This window comes from Streptomyces sp. NPDC053427 (assembly GCF_044544985.1).
In the GTDB taxonomy this organism is placed as follows: Bacteria; Actinomycetota; Actinomycetes; order Streptomycetales; family Streptomycetaceae; genus Streptomyces.
Map to the genome: position 1 here is coordinate 861,101 of NZ_JBITYA010000001.1, position 15,909 is coordinate 877,009.

Sequence of the window (15,909 nt, forward strand, 5' to 3'; positions counted from 1 at the left end):
CGCCCGGACGCCGGTGTCCGACGCACGGCGGACAGCCGCCCGAGCAGCGGGCGGCTGTCCTGTGATGGCGTTCTGTTCACGTGTCGTGGCCGGGTCGGCCGGACCGGCTACGGTGCCGAGGAGCCGGCGTCTTCCCGCTCCACGAGGGAGATCGCCCCGGCGGGGCAGAGCCCGGCGGCCTCGCGGACGGCCGCACGGTGCTCGTGCGGCGGCCGGGGGAGCAGCAGCAGAACCCGGCCGTCCTCGGCGTCCTGGTCGAAGACCTCGGGAGCGGTCAGCGCGCACATCCCGGCGCCGCAGCAGCGCTCACGGTCGACGCGGAGTTCCATCGCTCGCCTCCTCGTCCCAGGTGACCGGCAGCCCGTGCACGCCGTAGATGCTCGACTGGGTGCGCAGCGGCACCTCCTCGGGCGGCACGGCCAGCCGCAGCGTCGGGAACCGGGTGAGGAGCGCCGGCAGGGCGACGCGCATCTCGACGCGGGCCAGTTGCTGGCCCAGGCACTGGTGCACGCCGTGGCCGAAGCCCAGATGCCCGGTGGCCTTGCGGTGCACGTCGAGGACGTCGGGGTGGGGGAACCGCTCCGGGTCGCGGTTGGCGGCCTGGAACGAGAGGACGACCGACTCGCCGGCCTTGATCAGATGGCCGTCCAGCTCGACGTCTTCCAGTGCCGCCCGGATCCCGGTGTCGGCGATGGTCAGATAGCGCATCAGCTCATCGACGGCCTGGTCGGCGAGGCCGGGATCGTCGCGCAGCGCGGCGAGCTGTTCCGGGTTGCTCAGCAGCGCGAAGGTGCCGAGCGCGAGCATGTTGGCGGTGGTGTCGAGTCCGGCGCCCAGCAGGAAGGTCCCGATGCCGGCGAGCTCCTCGTCGGTGAGATCGCTGCTGGTCAGGTCGCTGAGCAGATCGTCGGTGGGCTCGGCCCGCTTCGCCAGTACGAGCGCGTGGAGGATCTCCTGGATCGCGGTGTAGGCGGCCATCTGGTCCTCCAGACCGACGCTCCGGTCGGTCACCGTGAACGTATGACGCTGGAAGACCTCCCGGTCGTCGGCGGGCACACCCAGCAGCTCGCAGATCATCAGCGCGGGAACGGGCTGTGCGTACGCCTCCACCAGGTCCAGCGGGCCTCCTCGGCGCTCCATAGCGTCGAGGTACTCGGCGCTGATCTGCTCGACGCGTGCGGTCAGTTCGCGCATCCGGCGGACCGTGAACTTGCCCATGAGCAGCCGCCGGTAGCGGGTGTGCTCGGGCGCATCGATCCCGCTCATGTCGCCGACCGGCGCGGGAGGCAGCTGAGCGGGCGCCCCCTCCATCGGGAGGTGCATCAGCTCGTACCGGGAACTGAAGCGGGAGTCGGCCAATATCGCGCGGACCACGGAGTGACCGGTGGCCAGCCAGCCGATGTGCCCGTCGGGGTAGGTCATCCGGCGCAGCGGCTGCTCCTCGCGCAGCCGTGCCAGCTCGGCGGGCGGGTCGAAGGGACAGCCCTCGGGGCGGGTGACCGGCAGCTCGGAGAGCGGTGCCGCCTCCTGGGCCTCGTGTCCGGGGGCGGGTGTCAGCGGTTCGTTGTGCATGGTGTCCTCCGGTGTGAAGTGACGTGCGTGAACGGTGACGTGCGTGGCGGTGCTGCGGGTGAAAGATGCGGCGCGGGACGGGGCGGAGCGGCTTGTGCGGCGGGCGGCTCAGCGCTTGGTGCCGCGGGCGAAGGCCGTACGGGCCCACAGGTAGCCGGCCAGCGTGAGGCCGAGGCACCAGCCGACCGCGATGAGCCCGCTGTTGCCGATCTCCGTGCCCATCAGCAGGCCGCGCAGCGTCTCGATGACGGGCGTGAAGGGCTGGTACTCGGCGAACCAGCGCAGCCCGGTGGGCATCGACTCCGGCGGGACGATCGCGCTGCCGAGGAAGGGCAGAAACGTCAGCGGCATGGGCATGTTGCTGGCCGTCTCGACGTTCTTGGCCACCAGCCCCATCGCGGCCGCCACCCAGGTGAGCGCCAGGACGAGCAGGGCGAGCACGCCGACGACGGCGATCCACTCCACGGGGGTGGCGCTGGGCCGGAAGCCCATCAGGAGCGCGACGCCGGTGACGAGGGCGATGCTGAACAGCGTCTGGATGACGCTGCCGAGGACATGCCCGGTCAGGAACGAGGCGCGGGAGATCGACATGGTGCGGAACCGGTTGACGATGCCTTCGGTCATATCGGAACAGACGCTGACGGCCACGGCCAGCGCCCCGGAGGTCGCGGCCATCAGGATGATGCCGGGCGCGACATAGTCGATGTAGTTGCCGCCGCCCGTGGACGTGCCGCCGATGCCGCTGCCCAGGGCGCCGCCGAAGACGTAGTTGAACAGCAGCAGCATCATGACGGGCATGGCGACGACCGAGACCGTCATGGACGGGTAGCGCAGCGCATGCTTGAGGTTGCGCCGCAGCATCGTCATCGAGTCTCTGGCGGCGTAGGACAGGGTGGTCATCGGGCGTTCTCCTTGGGGAGGCCGGCCGCAGCGCCGGTCCGGGTCTGGCCGGTGAGGGTGAGGAAGACGTCGTCGAGATCGGGGGTGTGCACCGTGAGGCCTTCGGCCTTGACCGACGCGCGGTCGAGACCGTCGAGGACGGCGCGCAGGGCGGGGATGCCTCCGTCGCTGGGGAGGTGCAGGGTGAGGGAGTCGGTGTCGTACGAGGTGGAACCGAAGAGGGCGGCAGCCGATTCGAGTCCGTCCGTGTCGGCGAACCGGAGGCGGATGTGGCCGCCGGGGATCAGGCGCTTGAGCTCTTCCGCGGTGCCCTCGGCGACCAGCTTGCCGTGGTCCAACACGGCGATCCGGTCCGCGAGTTGGTCGGCCTCTTCCAGGTACTGCGTGGTCAGGAAGATGGTCGTGCCGTCCTCGGCGACGAGGCTTCGGATGATCTCCCACATGGTGCGGCGGCTGCGCGGGTCGAGGCCGGTGGTCGGCTCGTCGAGGAAGATGATGCGCGGCTTGCCGACCAGGGTCATCGCGAGGTCGAGCTTGCGCCGCATACCGCCCGAGAAGGTGGCGACCGGCTTCTTGGCCGCCTCGGTCAGTTCGAAGCGGCGCAGCAGCTCGGCGGAGCGCCGCCTGCCTTCGCGGCGGGCCAGATGGAGCAGATCCGCCATCAGGAGCAGGTTCTCCTCGGCGGTGAGCAGGTTGTCCAACGCCGCGAACTGGCCGGTCACGCCGATCGCGGCGCGTACGGCATCGGGCTGCCGGGCCAGATCGTGGCCCGCGACGTACGCCTCGCCGGCGTCGGCGTCCGCGGGGATGAGCGTGGACAGGATCTGCACGGTGGTGGTCTTGCCGGCACCATTGGGCCCGAGCAGCGCGAAGACCGTCCCCGCGGGGATGTGCAGGTCGATGCCGTCGAGCACCAGCTTGTCACCGTAGGACTTCCGCAGCCCGGTGGCGGATATCGCCGACGCGGGGGCGGTGGTGGACGAGGGGTTCAGGGCAGCCATGTCTCGTTGTCTCTTTTCTGTTGTGGAGGGTCACGGCGCCGCTGTGCGCCGCGGCGGTCAGGACCGGCGGATCACGATGTCGCCGAGCCCGGTGCGGGCGCGCACCTCGACCGTCTCGTCGGACTGCGCGGGGCCTTCGGAGGCGCCGAGGGAGTTGCGTACGTTGCCGAGGCGGGTGTTCACGTCGAGCCAGGCGGCGGTGGCCTCGCGGATGCCGACCTCGAGGTTTCCGGCGGCGCTCTGGAGCGTGACCCGGCCGCGCGCCACTTCGCCGATCCGGATGCCGCCGTTGGCGGACTTGGCTTCGACTCCGGCGTGCGCGACGCCGACGGAGATCGGGCCGTTGGACGAACTCGCCCGCAGCTCGCCCGCGACCTCGGCGATCGTGGTCTCGCCGTTGACGTTTCCGACCGACGCCGCGCCCGCGAGCTTCCCGATGTCGACGCGGCCCGCGCCGACGACCTCGGCGTTCCCCTTCGCGTGGTCCAGGAGGATGTCGCCGTGGCTGGTCTTGAGGGAAACGGTGTCCGCCTCGTCGACCTGGATGTCGCCCACCGAGGTCTTGATCCGGCAGTCCCCGAGCGGCCCTTCGCAGACGAAATTGCCCAGCGGCGAGCTGCCCCGGACGTCCGAGCCGGCCGGCAGCTCGATGCTCACCTCGAGCGCCCCCGGCGTGCCGAACAGGGAGCGCTTCCTGGGTCCCTTGACCAGCAACTTGCCGTTGGAGTACGTGACCTGGGTCTGCTGCACGGTCCGTACGTCCGCCTCCTCGGTACTGCTCCTCGGCAGTACCTCGACGACGGTCTGCGTGCGCTTGCCGGCGGTGATCCGGACGGTTCCGATGTCGAACTCCAGGGTGGCGGAGATCGGATCGGGTGTGTCGAATTCAGGCATGGCTGTCTCGTCCTCTTGGCGTAGATGGTGACGTAGGTGTGGATTCCCGCTGGTCGGGCGGGTGGTGAGAAGGGTGTGCGGCGGTCCGTCGCTAGCGGACCCAGCCCGTGAAGCTCTGCCCGCCACGTCGGCTGCTGCGGCCGGTGGGGCGACCGCGGTCGCCCGGTTCCACGGCGGCGGCGAGGGCCCGTACCAGCCAGGCGTTGACCGAGAGGCCTTCCTGGGCCGCGGCCTCCTCGGCCCGGGTCTTGAGGTGGGCGGGCAGCCGGAGGTTGATGCGCGCCGTGCCGCCCTCGTCGCCCTCCGACGCCACCGGCGGCAGGGGCGGCAGGGGGGCCGGGGGTCCGCTCGGGGCGCTCTCGCGCTCCTCGTGCGCCTCGGGCCCCGCCGGCGGCACCACCACGAACTCGGGGTCGAGCCCCCGCAGCCTTACGTCGACCGAGCCCGGCGCCAGCTCACGGGTGATCTCGTCCATGGCGGCCGACAGCGCGTTCAGCAGGGTGAGCCGGGCGGCCGACTCGAGCGGTGCGGTGAGCCGATCGGCCAGGGCGCGGGCTTCGTCTCCGCCCGCGTCCGCGGCGACCGCGAGCTCGTGGCGGAGGTTGTCGACGTAGGGGGTCAGGTCCATGGCTACATAGTGGCACCACTATGGCGCCATGGCAAGCCTAGATGGCGCATGCGTGGTGCCAAGTGAGCTGCTGATTGTCGGCCGCAGGGCTGTGAGCTGCGGTGATGTGGGATTCGCGCCCCGTCGTGCCGACGTGGCACCACTACGGCACCCCGTGGCGCCACCCCGGTGCCGAAGGGTGCCGCCCCAGGGGGCACGGCACCGGCGCGATACGGCTTTCACCCCAGGGCCCGGTCGAGGTTGAATGCGGCGCTGATGAGTCCGAGATGGGTGAACGCCTGGGGGAAGTTGCCTATTTGCTCGCCGGTGCGGCCGATCTCTTCGGCGTAGAGCCCGAGGTGATTGGCGTAGGTGAGCATCTTCTCGAAGGCGAGGCGGGCCTCGTCGATGCGGCCGGCCCGGGAAAGGGCCTCGACGTACCAGAAGGAGCAGATGGAGAACGTGCCGTCTTCTCCGCGCAGTCCGTCGGGGCTGAGTTGCGGGTCGTAGCGGTGGACCAGTGAGTCGGACACCAGCTCCTCGCCCAGCGCTTCCAGAGTGGAGAGCCATTTCGGGTCGGTGGGGGAGATGAATTTGGCCAGCGGCATCATCAGCACCGAGGCGTCCAGGACATCGTCGCCCTCGTGCTGGACGAAAGCCTTCCGTTCGGCGGACCAGCCGCGTTCCATGATCCGGCGGTAGATGGCGTCGCGGGCCTGCGCCCAGCGGACCGTGTCCGCCGGCAGACCGCGGTGGTTCGCGACCCGAATCGCCCGTTCGATCGCCACCCAGCACATCAGCTGCGAGTAGAGGAAGTGCTGGATCTTCCCCCGGGTCTCCCATATCCCTTCGTCGGGCTGGTCCCAATTGACGCACACCCAGTCGACCAGCTCCCCGACGGTGTCCCAATGCTCGCTGGAGAGCGGCTCGCCCAATTTGTCGTAGAGATAGAGGGAGTCGATCAGTGCACCGTAGATATCGAGCTGGAGCTGATTGACGGCGTCGTTGCCGATCCGGACCGGCGCGGAACCGAGATGCCCTTCAAGATGGGTCAGTTCTTCCTCCGGCAGTTCGCTGCGGCCGTCGATGCCGTACATGATCTGCAGCGGGCCTTCCCTGCCGGGGCTCCGGCAGAGGTGCGCGGACAGGAACTGCACAAAGGACTTGGCCTCGTCCGTGAAACCGAGGCGGAGAAGGGCGTAGAGACAAAAGGCGGCGTCTCGCACCCACACATAGCGGTAGTCCCAGTTGCGTTCGCCGCCGATCTGTTCGGGGAGGCTGGTCGTGGGAGCCGCCACGATGGCGCCGGTCGGTGCGTAGGTGAGGAGTTTGAGGGTGAGCGCGGAGCGGTGCACCATCTCCCGCCAACGTCCCCGGTAGCGCGAGCGCGACAGCCAGTTGCGCCAGTACCGCACCGTGGCACCGAACAGTTCTTCCGCCTCCAGCACCGCGCAGGAGCGCGGCCGGATGCCGTCGCCGATCCGGTCCAGCGCGAAGACGGCGGCTTCGCCCTCGGCCAGGGTGAACGAGGCCCGGGCGTCCGTGCCGTCGGTTTCGAGCGGGACGCTGGAGGTCAGCGCGAGGGAGAGGTCGGGGGAGCGGAAGAGGGCCTGCCCGGGCTGGGTGCTGACCGTGTGGGTGTGCCGGCCGTAGTCGAAGCGGGGGGCCACGCGGGCGCTGAACGGCAGCGAACCGCGTACGCACAACACCCGCCGGATCAGCCGGTGCCGGTCCGCCTCACGCGAGTCGTCGACGATCGGCATGAAGTCCTGCACCTCGCCCACGCCGTTGTCGGCGAAGAAACGGGTGATCAGGATATTGGTGTCGGGGAAGTAGAACTGCTTGGTGCGGGCGGGCACGTCCGGGGCCAGCTCGAAGGCGCCGCCGCGGTCGGCGTCGAGGAGGGCCGCGAAGACGCTGGGGGCGTCGAAGCGGGTGCAGCAGTACCAGTCGATGGTGCCGTTCGTGCCGACCAGAGCGGCCGTCCGCATGTCCCCGATCAGCCCGTGCTCGGCGATGGGGGTGTAGCGGGGGGCGTCCGCCTTACGGGGGCGGACGCTTTCGCAGGCGGTCATGTGACCTCCCCGGCGTGGGGGCAGAGCGCTGGATTCAGCGTACCTCCGGGGGCGGGATGGCGACGGGTGACGGATGGGGCGCGGGGGTGCCCGAGGGGTGGCGTGTCAGGGAGATGCCGGTGCGACGACGCGTTCGCGCGCGCATGCGGCGTGCGGAGGGTTGCCGAGGTGCTCTTCGAGGCGGGCCTGCGCCGACCGGTTGTAGGGGCAGAGCGGACGGAGCTGGATGCGTTCGCTCAGCAGTGTCCGCGCGAGGTCGGTGTGGCCGGCGCGGAGGGCCGCCTCGACCAGGGTGCGCTGGACGGCGTCCCGCTGGGCGTGGCTGCCGCCGAAGGTGTGGAGGCGATGGCGCACCGGCAGCAGCAGATCCATGGCCCGGCCCCACTCCTGCCGCCCGTACGCGATCAGCGCGCGGCAGACCGGCAGGCCGATGTCCGTGGTCATGGCGCGATTGGTCACGGTGGGTGCCGCCCCGGCCACCCACTGCTGACGGTCGTGCACCAGTTGCTCGGCCTGGGCGAGGCGGCCCGCCCCCACGTACGCCATGACGGCATGCACATCGTTGAAGGCGTAGTGGGCGCCGTCATCGCGGCTCTCCCAGGCGTCGGCGAGCCGCGCCCACCGTGTGCTCTGGTCGTCCTGCGCCAGGTGGAGCCGCCACAGCAGGGCGGCGGCGTCCAGCAGCTGCATCGCCACACCCGGTGCGGCGTCGTGGTGGATGGCGCGGTCGTAGATTTCCAGGACGCGGGCGGTGTCGCCCCGCTCCAGGGCGTACAGGGCGTAATGCCACCAGGTGTGGACGGTGAGCAGGGTGCCCGCTGCCCAGTTGTCGGTCCGGGCGTCGAGGAAACGGATCCCGTCCGTGAAGCGGTCCCGCATCTCGTAGGTGTGCGCCGCGGCATGGATTCCCCACACATCGTGCGGGTGCCGGGCGAGCGCTGCCAGCGCGGCATCCTCGGCGCGTTCGTAGTGCCCGCTCTCCTCCAGGCCGAACGCGTACATGCTCAGCAGCGGACCGTGGTGGCGGTCGTCCTTGTTCCAGGCGCCCAGTGCGCCGCCGACGCGGTCGCGCAGGCGCGGGGCGTTGCCGGTGAGGAAGTCGATCTGATGTCCGGCGAAGAGCGCCAGCGCATCGCGGGGGTAGGCGACGGTGAGATCCTCCAGGAGGCGGCCGGCGCCGTGGATGTCCCCGTCGAGCCAGGCGGTTACGGCGGCAAGATGCATCCGCTCGCGTCGCGTCAGGTCGTCCTCGTGACGCCCGGAGCGGAAGCGAACGAACACCTCCCGTGCGGCGGCCGCGTCCTTCTCCTCGGTTCCCAGCACGCCCAAGTACGCGCCGAAGGCCTGCCCCATGGCCGAGTTCGGCGACGAGGCGAGCGCCGCCCGCACGCTCTGGACGACCTCCGGCCGGAAGAACAGCAGGTCGTCCAGGGCCTGTTCGTAGTGAGCGGCGGCCTCGGCGCCGGTGTCGCTCATGCGGTGCCCGTGACGGTCCGCTGTCATGGTTGCTCCCGGGAGGGTGAGGGCGGGCGGGGGCGACGAGCGAGGGGCGTGCCATGGCCCCGGGCCGCAGCCGCCGCCCACCGCTCTTCTGCCGTTCCATCGTGGCCGGTGGAGGGCGCCGAGGAAAGGGCGACTCGGGGCGTTCCGGCCGGAATCCCTCCCGCCTTGTGGGGAAAGTGGTTGCGCCGGACAGGACCGGTCCCGCGACAACGAGCCGACCGTGATCGCACCCGGTGGCGTCGGCCACCATTTGGTACGCAAAAAGTACGTTCATGGAACGTCCAAGGTCAGGTTCGCTGATAGGTTGGCGCTCTCAGGAGGTGTGTCATGTCCGACCGGATCGACGCGATCAACGCCCTGATCGCGAGCCAGTCCGTGCTGCCGCCGCCCGGCGAGCGCGAACGTCTGCGCAAGGCTCATGGGCTGACGCTGGAGCAGACCGCCGAGGCGGTGGGCATTCGCAAGGCCACGCTGGTGAGTTGGGAGAAGGGGCGGACGGAGCCGCGTCCGCCGCAGCGTGACGCCTACGCGCACCTCCTGGCCGAACTGGCCAAGTTCTACCCCCCCGACGGCACCCCCGCCGCCGCCCCTGATCCGGTCGTCCCGGCGCCCGCTCCGGCTGCCCCGCAGGCGAAGCCGGCCGCCGCCACGAGGCCGTCGCCTCCGACGCCTCCGACGCCCCCGTCGCCTTCAAGGCCCGCGTCGCCTCCGCCCCCTGCATCGCCCCCGTCGCCTCCGCCGAGCCGTCCGGCCGCGAAGAGGCCCGCGCCGCGGCGCGCCCCGCAGTCCGCCCCCGTCGATCCCCGGTTCATGAACGGCCCCTTGGCCGTCGTCGATGTCGCTGCCGATGACGAGGGGGATGCCGATGCCGTGAACGGGCCGGCGACGGCCTATTGCGTGGGCGGTGTGGTGCTGGAGTGCCCGGCGACGACCCTGCCGGCGCTGGTGGAGTGGACGCTCAAGGAATCCGGGATCGGCGGCCCCCGGCTGCACCGCAACGGCAAGGACTCCGATCCGCTCATCGTGCTCACCGAGGCCGCGGCCGAGCGGTTCGGACTGCCGGCGAAGCTGGAGGGCCCGGAGGCCCGCCGGTCGCTGCGGCTTCCGGAGGACCACCGTGTCGTCAAGCAACTGACCCGCGCCAAATGGAAGTTGACGCGGCGTGGCTTCGGCCCGTGGGCGCGTGTCTACCGGCCGGCCGCGGCAGGGCGACGCCAGTGCGTGCAGCTCGCGATCCTGTCCTGGGACGCGCTCGACTCTCGCGCCTGGGGCAACGCCGCCGAGCTGCCGCCCTGGGAACTCGCCCGCGTCCTGGGCATCTACGCCGACCGCGTCCTGACCCCGCGCGGCTCCACGGCCGTCTGCGGTCTCGAGCTGATGACCGCGCTGCGGCCGCCGACCCGGGCCGTGAAGGAAGCGGCGACCGGCGCGTACGTCTCCGGCCCGAATCCGGGTGCACTGACCCGGCCCGTGGACCCGGCGCCGCCGGAGGCCCCGCCCGAGCACCCCGTGGCCCAAGGCTGGGACGGCGGGTTCCTGGACGAGGAGGCCTACCAGTGGGTGCGTGACCCGCAGCTGCTGACCGATGAGGAGTGTCTGCTGCCGTGGGCGGTCGGCATCGACATCAACACCGCCTTCCTTGCGGCCGTGGCCCGTCTGCCCGTCGGCCTGGGCGAGCCGGTGCACGTACGGGCGCCCGGGTTCGACCAGAAGATCCCCGGCAGCTGGCTGGTGGACCTCTCCCACATCGCGCTGGATCCCCGCCTGCCGTCCCCGTTCACACCGTCCGGCGAGCGCCCCACAGGCCCGGCCTGGTACGCCACTCCCACCGTCGCCTACGCCACCCAACTCGGCCACGACGTCGCGCCGATCGAGGCGTATCTGCGCGATGAGACCGGTCCGTACCTGGACCCGTGGCACGACCGCCTCAAGGACGCCTACGTGGCGACCATGGCCGACCTGGGTGTCCCGGTCGCCAAGGACCTGGACGAGAGGGCCTTCCTCACCGCGATGGAGCACCTCAAGAGCACCGACCCCGGGCTGGCGTGCGTCCTGTCCGCCGTCAAGTCGACGGTCAAGGGCGGCATCGGCAAACTCCGTGAACGCCCGCAGGGCCGCGGCTACCGCGACGGCGAACGCTGGCCGGCCCTGGAGCGCCCGACCTGGCGGCCGGACATCCGGGCGGCGGTCATCGCCAAGGCGCGCGTGAACATGCACCGCAAGATGCTCAAGCTCGCCGAACTCACGGGCCGGTACCCGCTCGGGGTGCTGTCGGACTGCGTCGTCTACGCATCGGCCGGTCCCACTCCGCTGGACGTTCTGCCGCGCACCGAAGGCGGCAGGCCCAACGGAACGTTCCGCCTCGGCGCCACCCCCGGCCTGGCCAAGCACGAGGGCACGCAGGAGATGCCATGGGTGGTGGACCTGATGGAGCGGGGTTTCAACCCCGCCCGCCACATCAAGGGCGACGGTCACGACGCCGTCCAGGAAGGCGAGTGACCGGTGAACGACATCGATGACGCCCTCGAACGCGCCGACCACGAGGTGTTCACCCGCGAGCCGCCCAAATCCACCCAGAAACGCGTCGAGTTCCTGCTGGACAAGCTGAAGACGACCCGGGCCGTGGCGGACCTCCTCTCGGTCAGCCAGCGTTCCGTCGAGCGCTACCTCAAGGGCCAGCGCAAGAAGCCGCCGCAGGCGATCGCCGACCGTATCGATGCCGAGGTCCGCCGCCGATGGCAGCCCCGCGTCCGGCTGCGCCGCCGCCGGCAGGCCGCCACCCGCACCGGGATCACCGTCGAGACCCGCGCCCGCTTCGGCTATACGGCCCCCATCGGCACGACCGACGACCCGCGGCTGCGGCGGCTGACCGTACATCTCCCGCCGCAGTACGCCGACCGCCTCTTCCAGGCCCAGCGGCAGGGCGTCGGCGACCGGCAGCTCCGCGAAATCGTCGCCGAGGGGCTGCAGGAGGTGTATTTCAAGGACGGCGGACGCCGGGCGCAGAACCTGGACGTGGAATTCAGCGACATCGACTATTTCGATGTCTCTTTCTGACGTCTTCCCGAAACCGGGCTTCGCCGCCGGCCGTCCGCCGGTCCGTTGGGCCGAAGCACGAGGGTTGTCACCTGAGCAGGCCCGTCGTCACCGATGCCTGCCCGGGTGGTTGAGCCATGCGCGCGGAGTGTCAGTGGCGTCGGCTTGGATGTCCTCATGACTGTTCATGACGTTGCCCGCTCGCTTCCCGGCATCCCAGTCCTTCGGGACCTCTGCCGGTCGCTGGCCATGGTCGAGGCGGTGCTCGATCCGGAGGGGGAGCGGTACCACTCCTTCAGCGCGACGTGGTCGGAGACGGAGGAGATCGCGTCGATGCGCAACGGCTCCGGCGACGAGTTCGACATCGTCTTCTCCACGGCGGGTGCGTATGTCCGGGGGTTCGACCACGAGTCGCCGATGAGTCCCTATGTCAACGACGGTCCCTGGCCGGGTGTCGTGGACGCGGTTCCCGAGGTGTTCCGGCAGCACGTCCTGGAGCCGGCTCTCACGGACGAGGGCATCCCCAGCGTGACCGTTTGCCTGTGGCGGGAGGCCGGGAGCGATCGGTGGACGGCGGGCGAGATCGAATTCCCCGAGGGACCTCAGGATCCGGACGGTGCCGACTGGCTGTTCGCGTTGCTGACCACCCCCACGCCGGAGGCGTTCAAGGAGTTCGCCGAGGACTACTACGAGATGCCGGTGGACATCGACGCCGTGCGCCGTGTGTACGACCTCCGCCCACTCGACCGGGAGACGGTCCGGGCTCTGAACGGCACCGCGTCCCTGAAGGCCGTCGCAGATGCGGCCGTAGTGATCGGCTATCCCACCGATTTCTCCGCCTGACGCAGCCCTATGGCCTCGAGCCCTGTCCGACCCGTGCTCCGCCGCTCGTGCGCCGAGCGGCGACCGCATCGGGAAAATCAGTGGCGGCGGCGGAGCGCGGGCAGAAGGCTCGCACCGTGAAACTTCATGAGAACGAGATCCGCGTGGATGAGGCGGTCGTCCGGTCGCTGCTGCGGGAGCAGCGACCGGAATGGTCCGCCCTCCCCGTCTCGCCGGCCGGTGCGGGCACGGACAACACGATGTACCGGCTCGGCGAACGGCTGCTGATGCGGCTGCCGCGCACCCCGGACAATGCCCAGGCCCTGCGGAAGGAGCAGACGTGGCTGCCGCGGCTGGCGCCCGCTCTTCCCTGTCGCATCCCGGAGCCGGTACACGCCGGTACCCCGAGTTCCGCCTTTCCGCTCGCCTGGTCGGTGTACCGCTGGATCGACGGCGAAGAAGCCGGCGGGGGATCGGTCACCGATTGGCCCGCCTTCGGGGCTGACTTGGCGGCGATCGTGCAGCGGCTGCACGCGACTCCCCTCATGGGAGCCGCCCGGCAGGGCGAACTCAGCTGGTACCGCGGAGGCGACCTGCACGCTTGTGACCGGTGGGTCAGCGGATGCTTCGACGACTGCCGGACGCTCCAGGGACTCGACCTCGACCTCGCACACCTACGACACCTGTGGCAGAGCGCGCTCGCGCTGCCCGAGCCGTCCGGCCGGCAGGTGTGGCTGCACGGAGACCTCAAGCCCACCAACCTTCTGGTCGAGCGGGGAAAGCTGCACGCGGTCATCGACTTCGGAGCCCTCTCGGTCGGCCTTCCCGACGCCGAGCACGCGCCCCTGTGGGACTTTCCCCCCGAGGCCCGCCAGGCGTACTGGGACGCCATGAGCCTCGGCGACATGACGTGGCTGCGTGCCCGGGCGTGGGCCATCGCCGTCGGAGTCAGCGGGCTGTCGTACTACTGGGCTACCTATCCCGCCTTCGTCGCCGAATGTCTGACGCGCCTCCGCGCGATTCTGGAGGATGCCGGCGAGCGGTGAACGGCGCCGGGCGAGGACCGGAGAGGTTGCGCGGGACGTCGGGCGCCGGATGCGGGGGACGGTTCAGGGCGCGGCGGTCTCCCGCGCCTCGGCACACAGCACCGTGATGCGGTGTTCGGGACCGAGAGTGCGCAGCGCATCGGCGTGGGCGCCCTCCGCGAGGCGGGCTGCCTCCTGGGTGTCGCCGTCGAGCGCCAGCATCCGGGCCAGGTCCGCGATCGCCTCGATGGTGAAGGGGTGCTCGTCGCCCAGCTCCGCCCGACGCGTGTCGAGTGCCCGGCGGATCGAGGCGATCGCCGTCTCCTGGTCACCGCATTCCCAGGACGTCAGCGCGACGTTGTGCCGGGCCGACGCGGTACGCGGATGATCGGGTCCGTAGTAGGCGATATGAGCCTGGAGGGCCTCGTGGGACGCCTGCCGGACCTGGTCCCAGCTGAGCGCGCGGACCTCGTCCTCCACCGTGGCGTCGGGGGCCTGCGCGGCCACCAGAGCCGCCCGCATCGTGGCCGCCGTCATCAGGGCGGAACGCACGGCGACGTCTTCGCTTCCCTTCCCGTGAAGGTGCGGCAGCAGATCCGTCAGCTCCCGGCCGAGGCGGAGCGCGACCCCGAAGTGCCCCAGCAAGGAATGGTGATCCAGCTCCAGCCAGAGCGTGTCGGCGGTCTCGGCATGGGCCGGCCCCAGAACGCGTCGCGTGATCTCACGGGCGTCACGGGCCAGCCGGATGGCCTCCGCGTATCGCCCGAGCCTGCCGTAGACCGCCGACAGGCGCATGGAGGCGTCGGCCAGGAGCAGCGGCGCCTCGTCCGCCGACGCCGTCGCGGCGTCCAACGCTCCTGTGAGCAGGGGCACCGCCCCCGACAGGTCTCCGCTCAGGTCGGTGATCTTCCCCAGAGCGATCGCGTCGGCGACGGCGACGACATCCCTGCGGGCCCCCTGCGCGGCACCGGCCTTCACAATGCCCGCGGCGAAGCCCAGCGCATCGGCCCAGCGGCCCGCCGCGTCGTGTACGTCCCTCAGGCGGCGCGCCGCATCCAGCACTCCGCCGGCGCCGTACTCCAGCAGCGCGAGGAGATGCGGTTCCACCAGCCGCGCCATGCCGGTGTCGCCGTTCTCGGGCACGGCCCTGTCCACGAGCTTGGCGGCCGCCTCGTAGAGCTGCGCGCGCCGCTCGGGCGGCACTCCCGCCGCGACCGTCTCCAACAGCAGACCATGCGCGGTCACGCACCGTACGGGCCGACCGCCCGCGCCGCCGGGCACCTCGATCAGATCCACCAGCGATGCCGACAGCAGCCCGCGCAGCCCCGCTTCGATCCGCTCCGCCGCAACCGCCGGCACGCCCACGGCCAGCACCGCGGAGGGCGCGAGCAGGCCCACGGGCACCGGCGCATGCCCCCAGCACGCCAACAACCGCAGCACGCCCAGGGCTTCGGGAAGACCGCGCTGCGCCAGCGCATCCAGCGACAGCTGCCAGGTGCGGCTGAGCCTCTCCCGCGCGCCGCTCTCCAGCCCCGCACCGCGATCGAGCAGGCCGACGGGGTCCTTGCCCAGCTGCACCAGGTACTCCTCGACGGTCCAGCTTTCGAGCAGCTGCTGCGCCAGAAACCCGCCGGCCAGGGTCAGAGCCAGCGGATGACACCCCAGCCGCTGCGCCAGCCGCAAGGTCGCTTCCGGCTGGTGGTCTCCGGGAGCCAGGTCGTGGAGCAGCTGCGCCGCCTCCATCTCCGGCAGCTCGGCCACCCGGTGCATCCGGGCCCGCACGGCGCTCCAGGCCGGGTCATCGGCCTGACGGGACGTCACCAGCACCGTTCCTTGCGCCGAGGCGCGCAGCCAGCCGTCCCGCAGCGGCCGCGGGTCGTCCGCGTTGTCCAGTACCAGGAGCCACGGCTCCGCAGACGCGTCCAGCCGCTGCCACGCCAGGTCGGCTGCGGCCCGCCGCCCCTCCTGCGCGGCCCGGACCTCCTCCGGTGCCGCTCCCCGGTCCGCCGCCACGGCAAGCATGCCCGCGCGGAGCTGCGACTCGGTGGAGGCGTCCACCCACAGCGCCGCCCCCGAGGGAGCCGCCTGGTCGAACAACCACCGTGCCACCGCGGTCTTTCCGCAGCCTCCGAAGCCGTGCAGCACATGCACCGCGCCACCGACGCCCAGCGAGGCCGCGAGTTCCTCGCGCAGCTCCTCCCTGTCACGCAGCGCCGTACGCAGCGGTGCCGACAGCGGCACCCGCACCGAGGCGGGCCCGGCCGGCACCGCCGTCGACGCGCCGTGGTGGTGGTGTTCGGTGATCTGGATGTCCCGCTCGGACTGGAAGATCCGGCCCTGCCCGTAGGCCGCGGCCAGCGGCGCACCGTCCTCGCTCACGACCCCGCCGTCCCGTCGATCCACGGAGCGATTCCAGCGCTTCCCACCGGGCAGACACCGGCCTGCCCGGGGCGCGTTGTCCCCGTATCGCCCGC

General features: G+C 71.2%; 13 protein-coding genes. 4 read left to right on the forward strand and 9 right to left on the reverse strand.

Features of this window, described 5'->3' with window-relative positions:
• Window positions 1-107: 107 nt before the first annotated feature.
• From ACIGWZ_RS03375 to ACIGWZ_RS03410, 8 genes are all read right to left on the reverse strand, one after another.
• Window positions 108-329 (reverse strand): ferredoxin, encoded by a 222-nt coding sequence (locus ACIGWZ_RS03375; RefSeq protein ID WP_400060290.1) that lies wholly within the window; start codon window positions 327-329, stop codon window positions 108-110.
• Entirely contained in the window at window positions 307-1,572 is a 1,266-nt protein-coding gene (locus ACIGWZ_RS03380; protein WP_400060292.1) for a cytochrome P450, read from the reverse strand. The genes ACIGWZ_RS03375 and ACIGWZ_RS03380 overlap by 23 nt, the downstream gene beginning before the upstream one ends.
• 108 nt (window positions 1,573-1,680) lie before the next feature.
• Window positions 1,681-2,472 (reverse strand): ABC transporter permease, encoded by a 792-nt coding sequence (locus ACIGWZ_RS03385; protein WP_400060294.1) that lies wholly within the window; start codon window positions 2,470-2,472, stop codon window positions 1,681-1,683.
• Window positions 2,469-3,473 carry an ATP-binding cassette domain-containing protein gene (locus tag ACIGWZ_RS03390; protein ID WP_400060296.1) on the reverse strand — a complete coding sequence of 335 codons (1,005 nt, stop codon included), beginning with the start codon at window positions 3,471-3,473 and terminating at the stop codon, window positions 2,469-2,471. The genes ACIGWZ_RS03385 and ACIGWZ_RS03390 overlap by 4 nt, the downstream gene beginning before the upstream one ends.
• 57 nt (window positions 3,474-3,530) lie before the next feature.
• Complete coding sequence (locus ACIGWZ_RS03395; RefSeq protein WP_400060298.1) at window positions 3,531-4,367, reverse strand: DUF4097 family beta strand repeat-containing protein; 837 nt, start codon at window positions 4,365-4,367, stop codon at window positions 3,531-3,533.
• A 91-nt stretch (window positions 4,368-4,458) separates the two neighbouring features.
• Entirely contained in the window at window positions 4,459-4,995 is a 537-nt protein-coding gene (locus ACIGWZ_RS03400; protein ID WP_400060300.1) for a toxin-antitoxin system HicB family antitoxin, read from the reverse strand.
• A gap of 218 nt (window positions 4,996-5,213) precedes the next feature.
• On the reverse strand, window positions 5,214-7,049 hold the full coding sequence (locus tag ACIGWZ_RS03405; protein ID WP_400060302.1) for a glycoside hydrolase family 15 protein: 1,836 nt from the start codon (window positions 7,047-7,049) through the stop codon (window positions 5,214-5,216).
• Between the two features lie 105 nt (window positions 7,050-7,154).
• A complete protein-coding gene (locus ACIGWZ_RS03410; protein WP_400060304.1) occupies window positions 7,155-8,552 on the reverse strand; it encodes a tetratricopeptide repeat protein in 1,398 nt (465 codons plus the stop codon).
• Window positions 8,553-8,879: 327 nt separating this feature from the next.
• Between ACIGWZ_RS03410 and tap the strand changes: the two genes are divergently transcribed.
• From tap to ACIGWZ_RS03430, 4 genes are all read left to right on the forward strand, one after another.
• Window positions 8,880-11,051 (forward strand): telomere-associated protein Tap, encoded by a 2,172-nt coding sequence (gene tap, locus ACIGWZ_RS03415; protein ID WP_400060306.1) that lies wholly within the window; start codon window positions 8,880-8,882, stop codon window positions 11,049-11,051.
• Window positions 11,052-11,054: 3 nt separating this feature from the next.
• Window positions 11,055-11,609, forward strand: a complete 555-nt coding sequence (gene tpg / locus ACIGWZ_RS03420; RefSeq protein ID WP_400060308.1) for a telomere-protecting terminal protein Tpg — start codon at window positions 11,055-11,057, stop codon at window positions 11,607-11,609.
• Between the two features lie 156 nt (window positions 11,610-11,765).
• A complete protein-coding gene (locus ACIGWZ_RS03425; protein ID WP_400060310.1) occupies window positions 11,766-12,431 on the forward strand; it encodes a hypothetical protein in 666 nt (221 codons plus the stop codon).
• Between the two features lie 116 nt (window positions 12,432-12,547).
• Window positions 12,548-13,456, forward strand: a complete 909-nt coding sequence (locus ACIGWZ_RS03430) for an aminoglycoside phosphotransferase family protein (protein WP_400060313.1) — start codon at window positions 12,548-12,550, stop codon at window positions 13,454-13,456.
• Between the two features lie 63 nt (window positions 13,457-13,519).
• Here ACIGWZ_RS03430 and ACIGWZ_RS03435 read toward each other — a convergent pair whose 3' ends face one another.
• Entirely contained in the window at window positions 13,520-15,838 is a 2,319-nt protein-coding gene (locus ACIGWZ_RS03435) for a tetratricopeptide repeat protein (protein ID WP_400060315.1), read from the reverse strand.
• Window positions 15,839-15,909: the final 71 nt, after the last annotated feature.

What these genes read in the sequence shown, in the direction of transcription:
- ACIGWZ_RS03400 (WP_400060300.1), bottom strand. Translation starts at nt 4,995, where the DNA reads ATGGACCTGACCCCCTACGTCGACAACCTCCGCCACGAGCTCGCGGTC.
- ACIGWZ_RS03405 (WP_400060302.1), bottom strand. Translation starts at nt 7,049, where the DNA reads ATGACCGCCTGCGAAAGCGTCCGCCCCCGTAAGGCGGACGCCCCCCGC.
- ACIGWZ_RS03375 (WP_400060290.1), bottom strand. Translation starts at nt 329, where the DNA reads ATGGAACTCCGCGTCGACCGTGAGCGCTGCTGCGGCGCCGGGATGTGC.
- ACIGWZ_RS03390 (WP_400060296.1), bottom strand. Translation starts at nt 3,473, where the DNA reads ATGGCTGCCCTGAACCCCTCGTCCACCACCGCCCCCGCGTCGGCGATA.
- ACIGWZ_RS03395 (WP_400060298.1), bottom strand. Translation starts at nt 4,367, where the DNA reads ATGCCTGAATTCGACACACCCGATCCGATCTCCGCCACCCTGGAGTTC.
- ACIGWZ_RS03385 (WP_400060294.1), bottom strand. Translation starts at nt 2,472, where the DNA reads ATGACCACCCTGTCCTACGCCGCCAGAGACTCGATGACGATGCTGCGG.
- tap (WP_400060306.1), top strand. Translation starts at nt 8,880, where the DNA reads ATGTCCGACCGGATCGACGCGATCAACGCCCTGATCGCGAGCCAGTCC.
- ACIGWZ_RS03410 (WP_400060304.1), bottom strand. Translation starts at nt 8,552, where the DNA reads ATGACAGCGGACCGTCACGGGCACCGCATGAGCGACACCGGCGCCGAG.
- ACIGWZ_RS03380 (WP_400060292.1), bottom strand. Translation starts at nt 1,572, where the DNA reads ATGCACAACGAACCGCTGACACCCGCCCCCGGACACGAGGCCCAGGAG.
- ACIGWZ_RS03425 (WP_400060310.1), top strand. Translation starts at nt 11,766, where the DNA reads ATGACTGTTCATGACGTTGCCCGCTCGCTTCCCGGCATCCCAGTCCTT.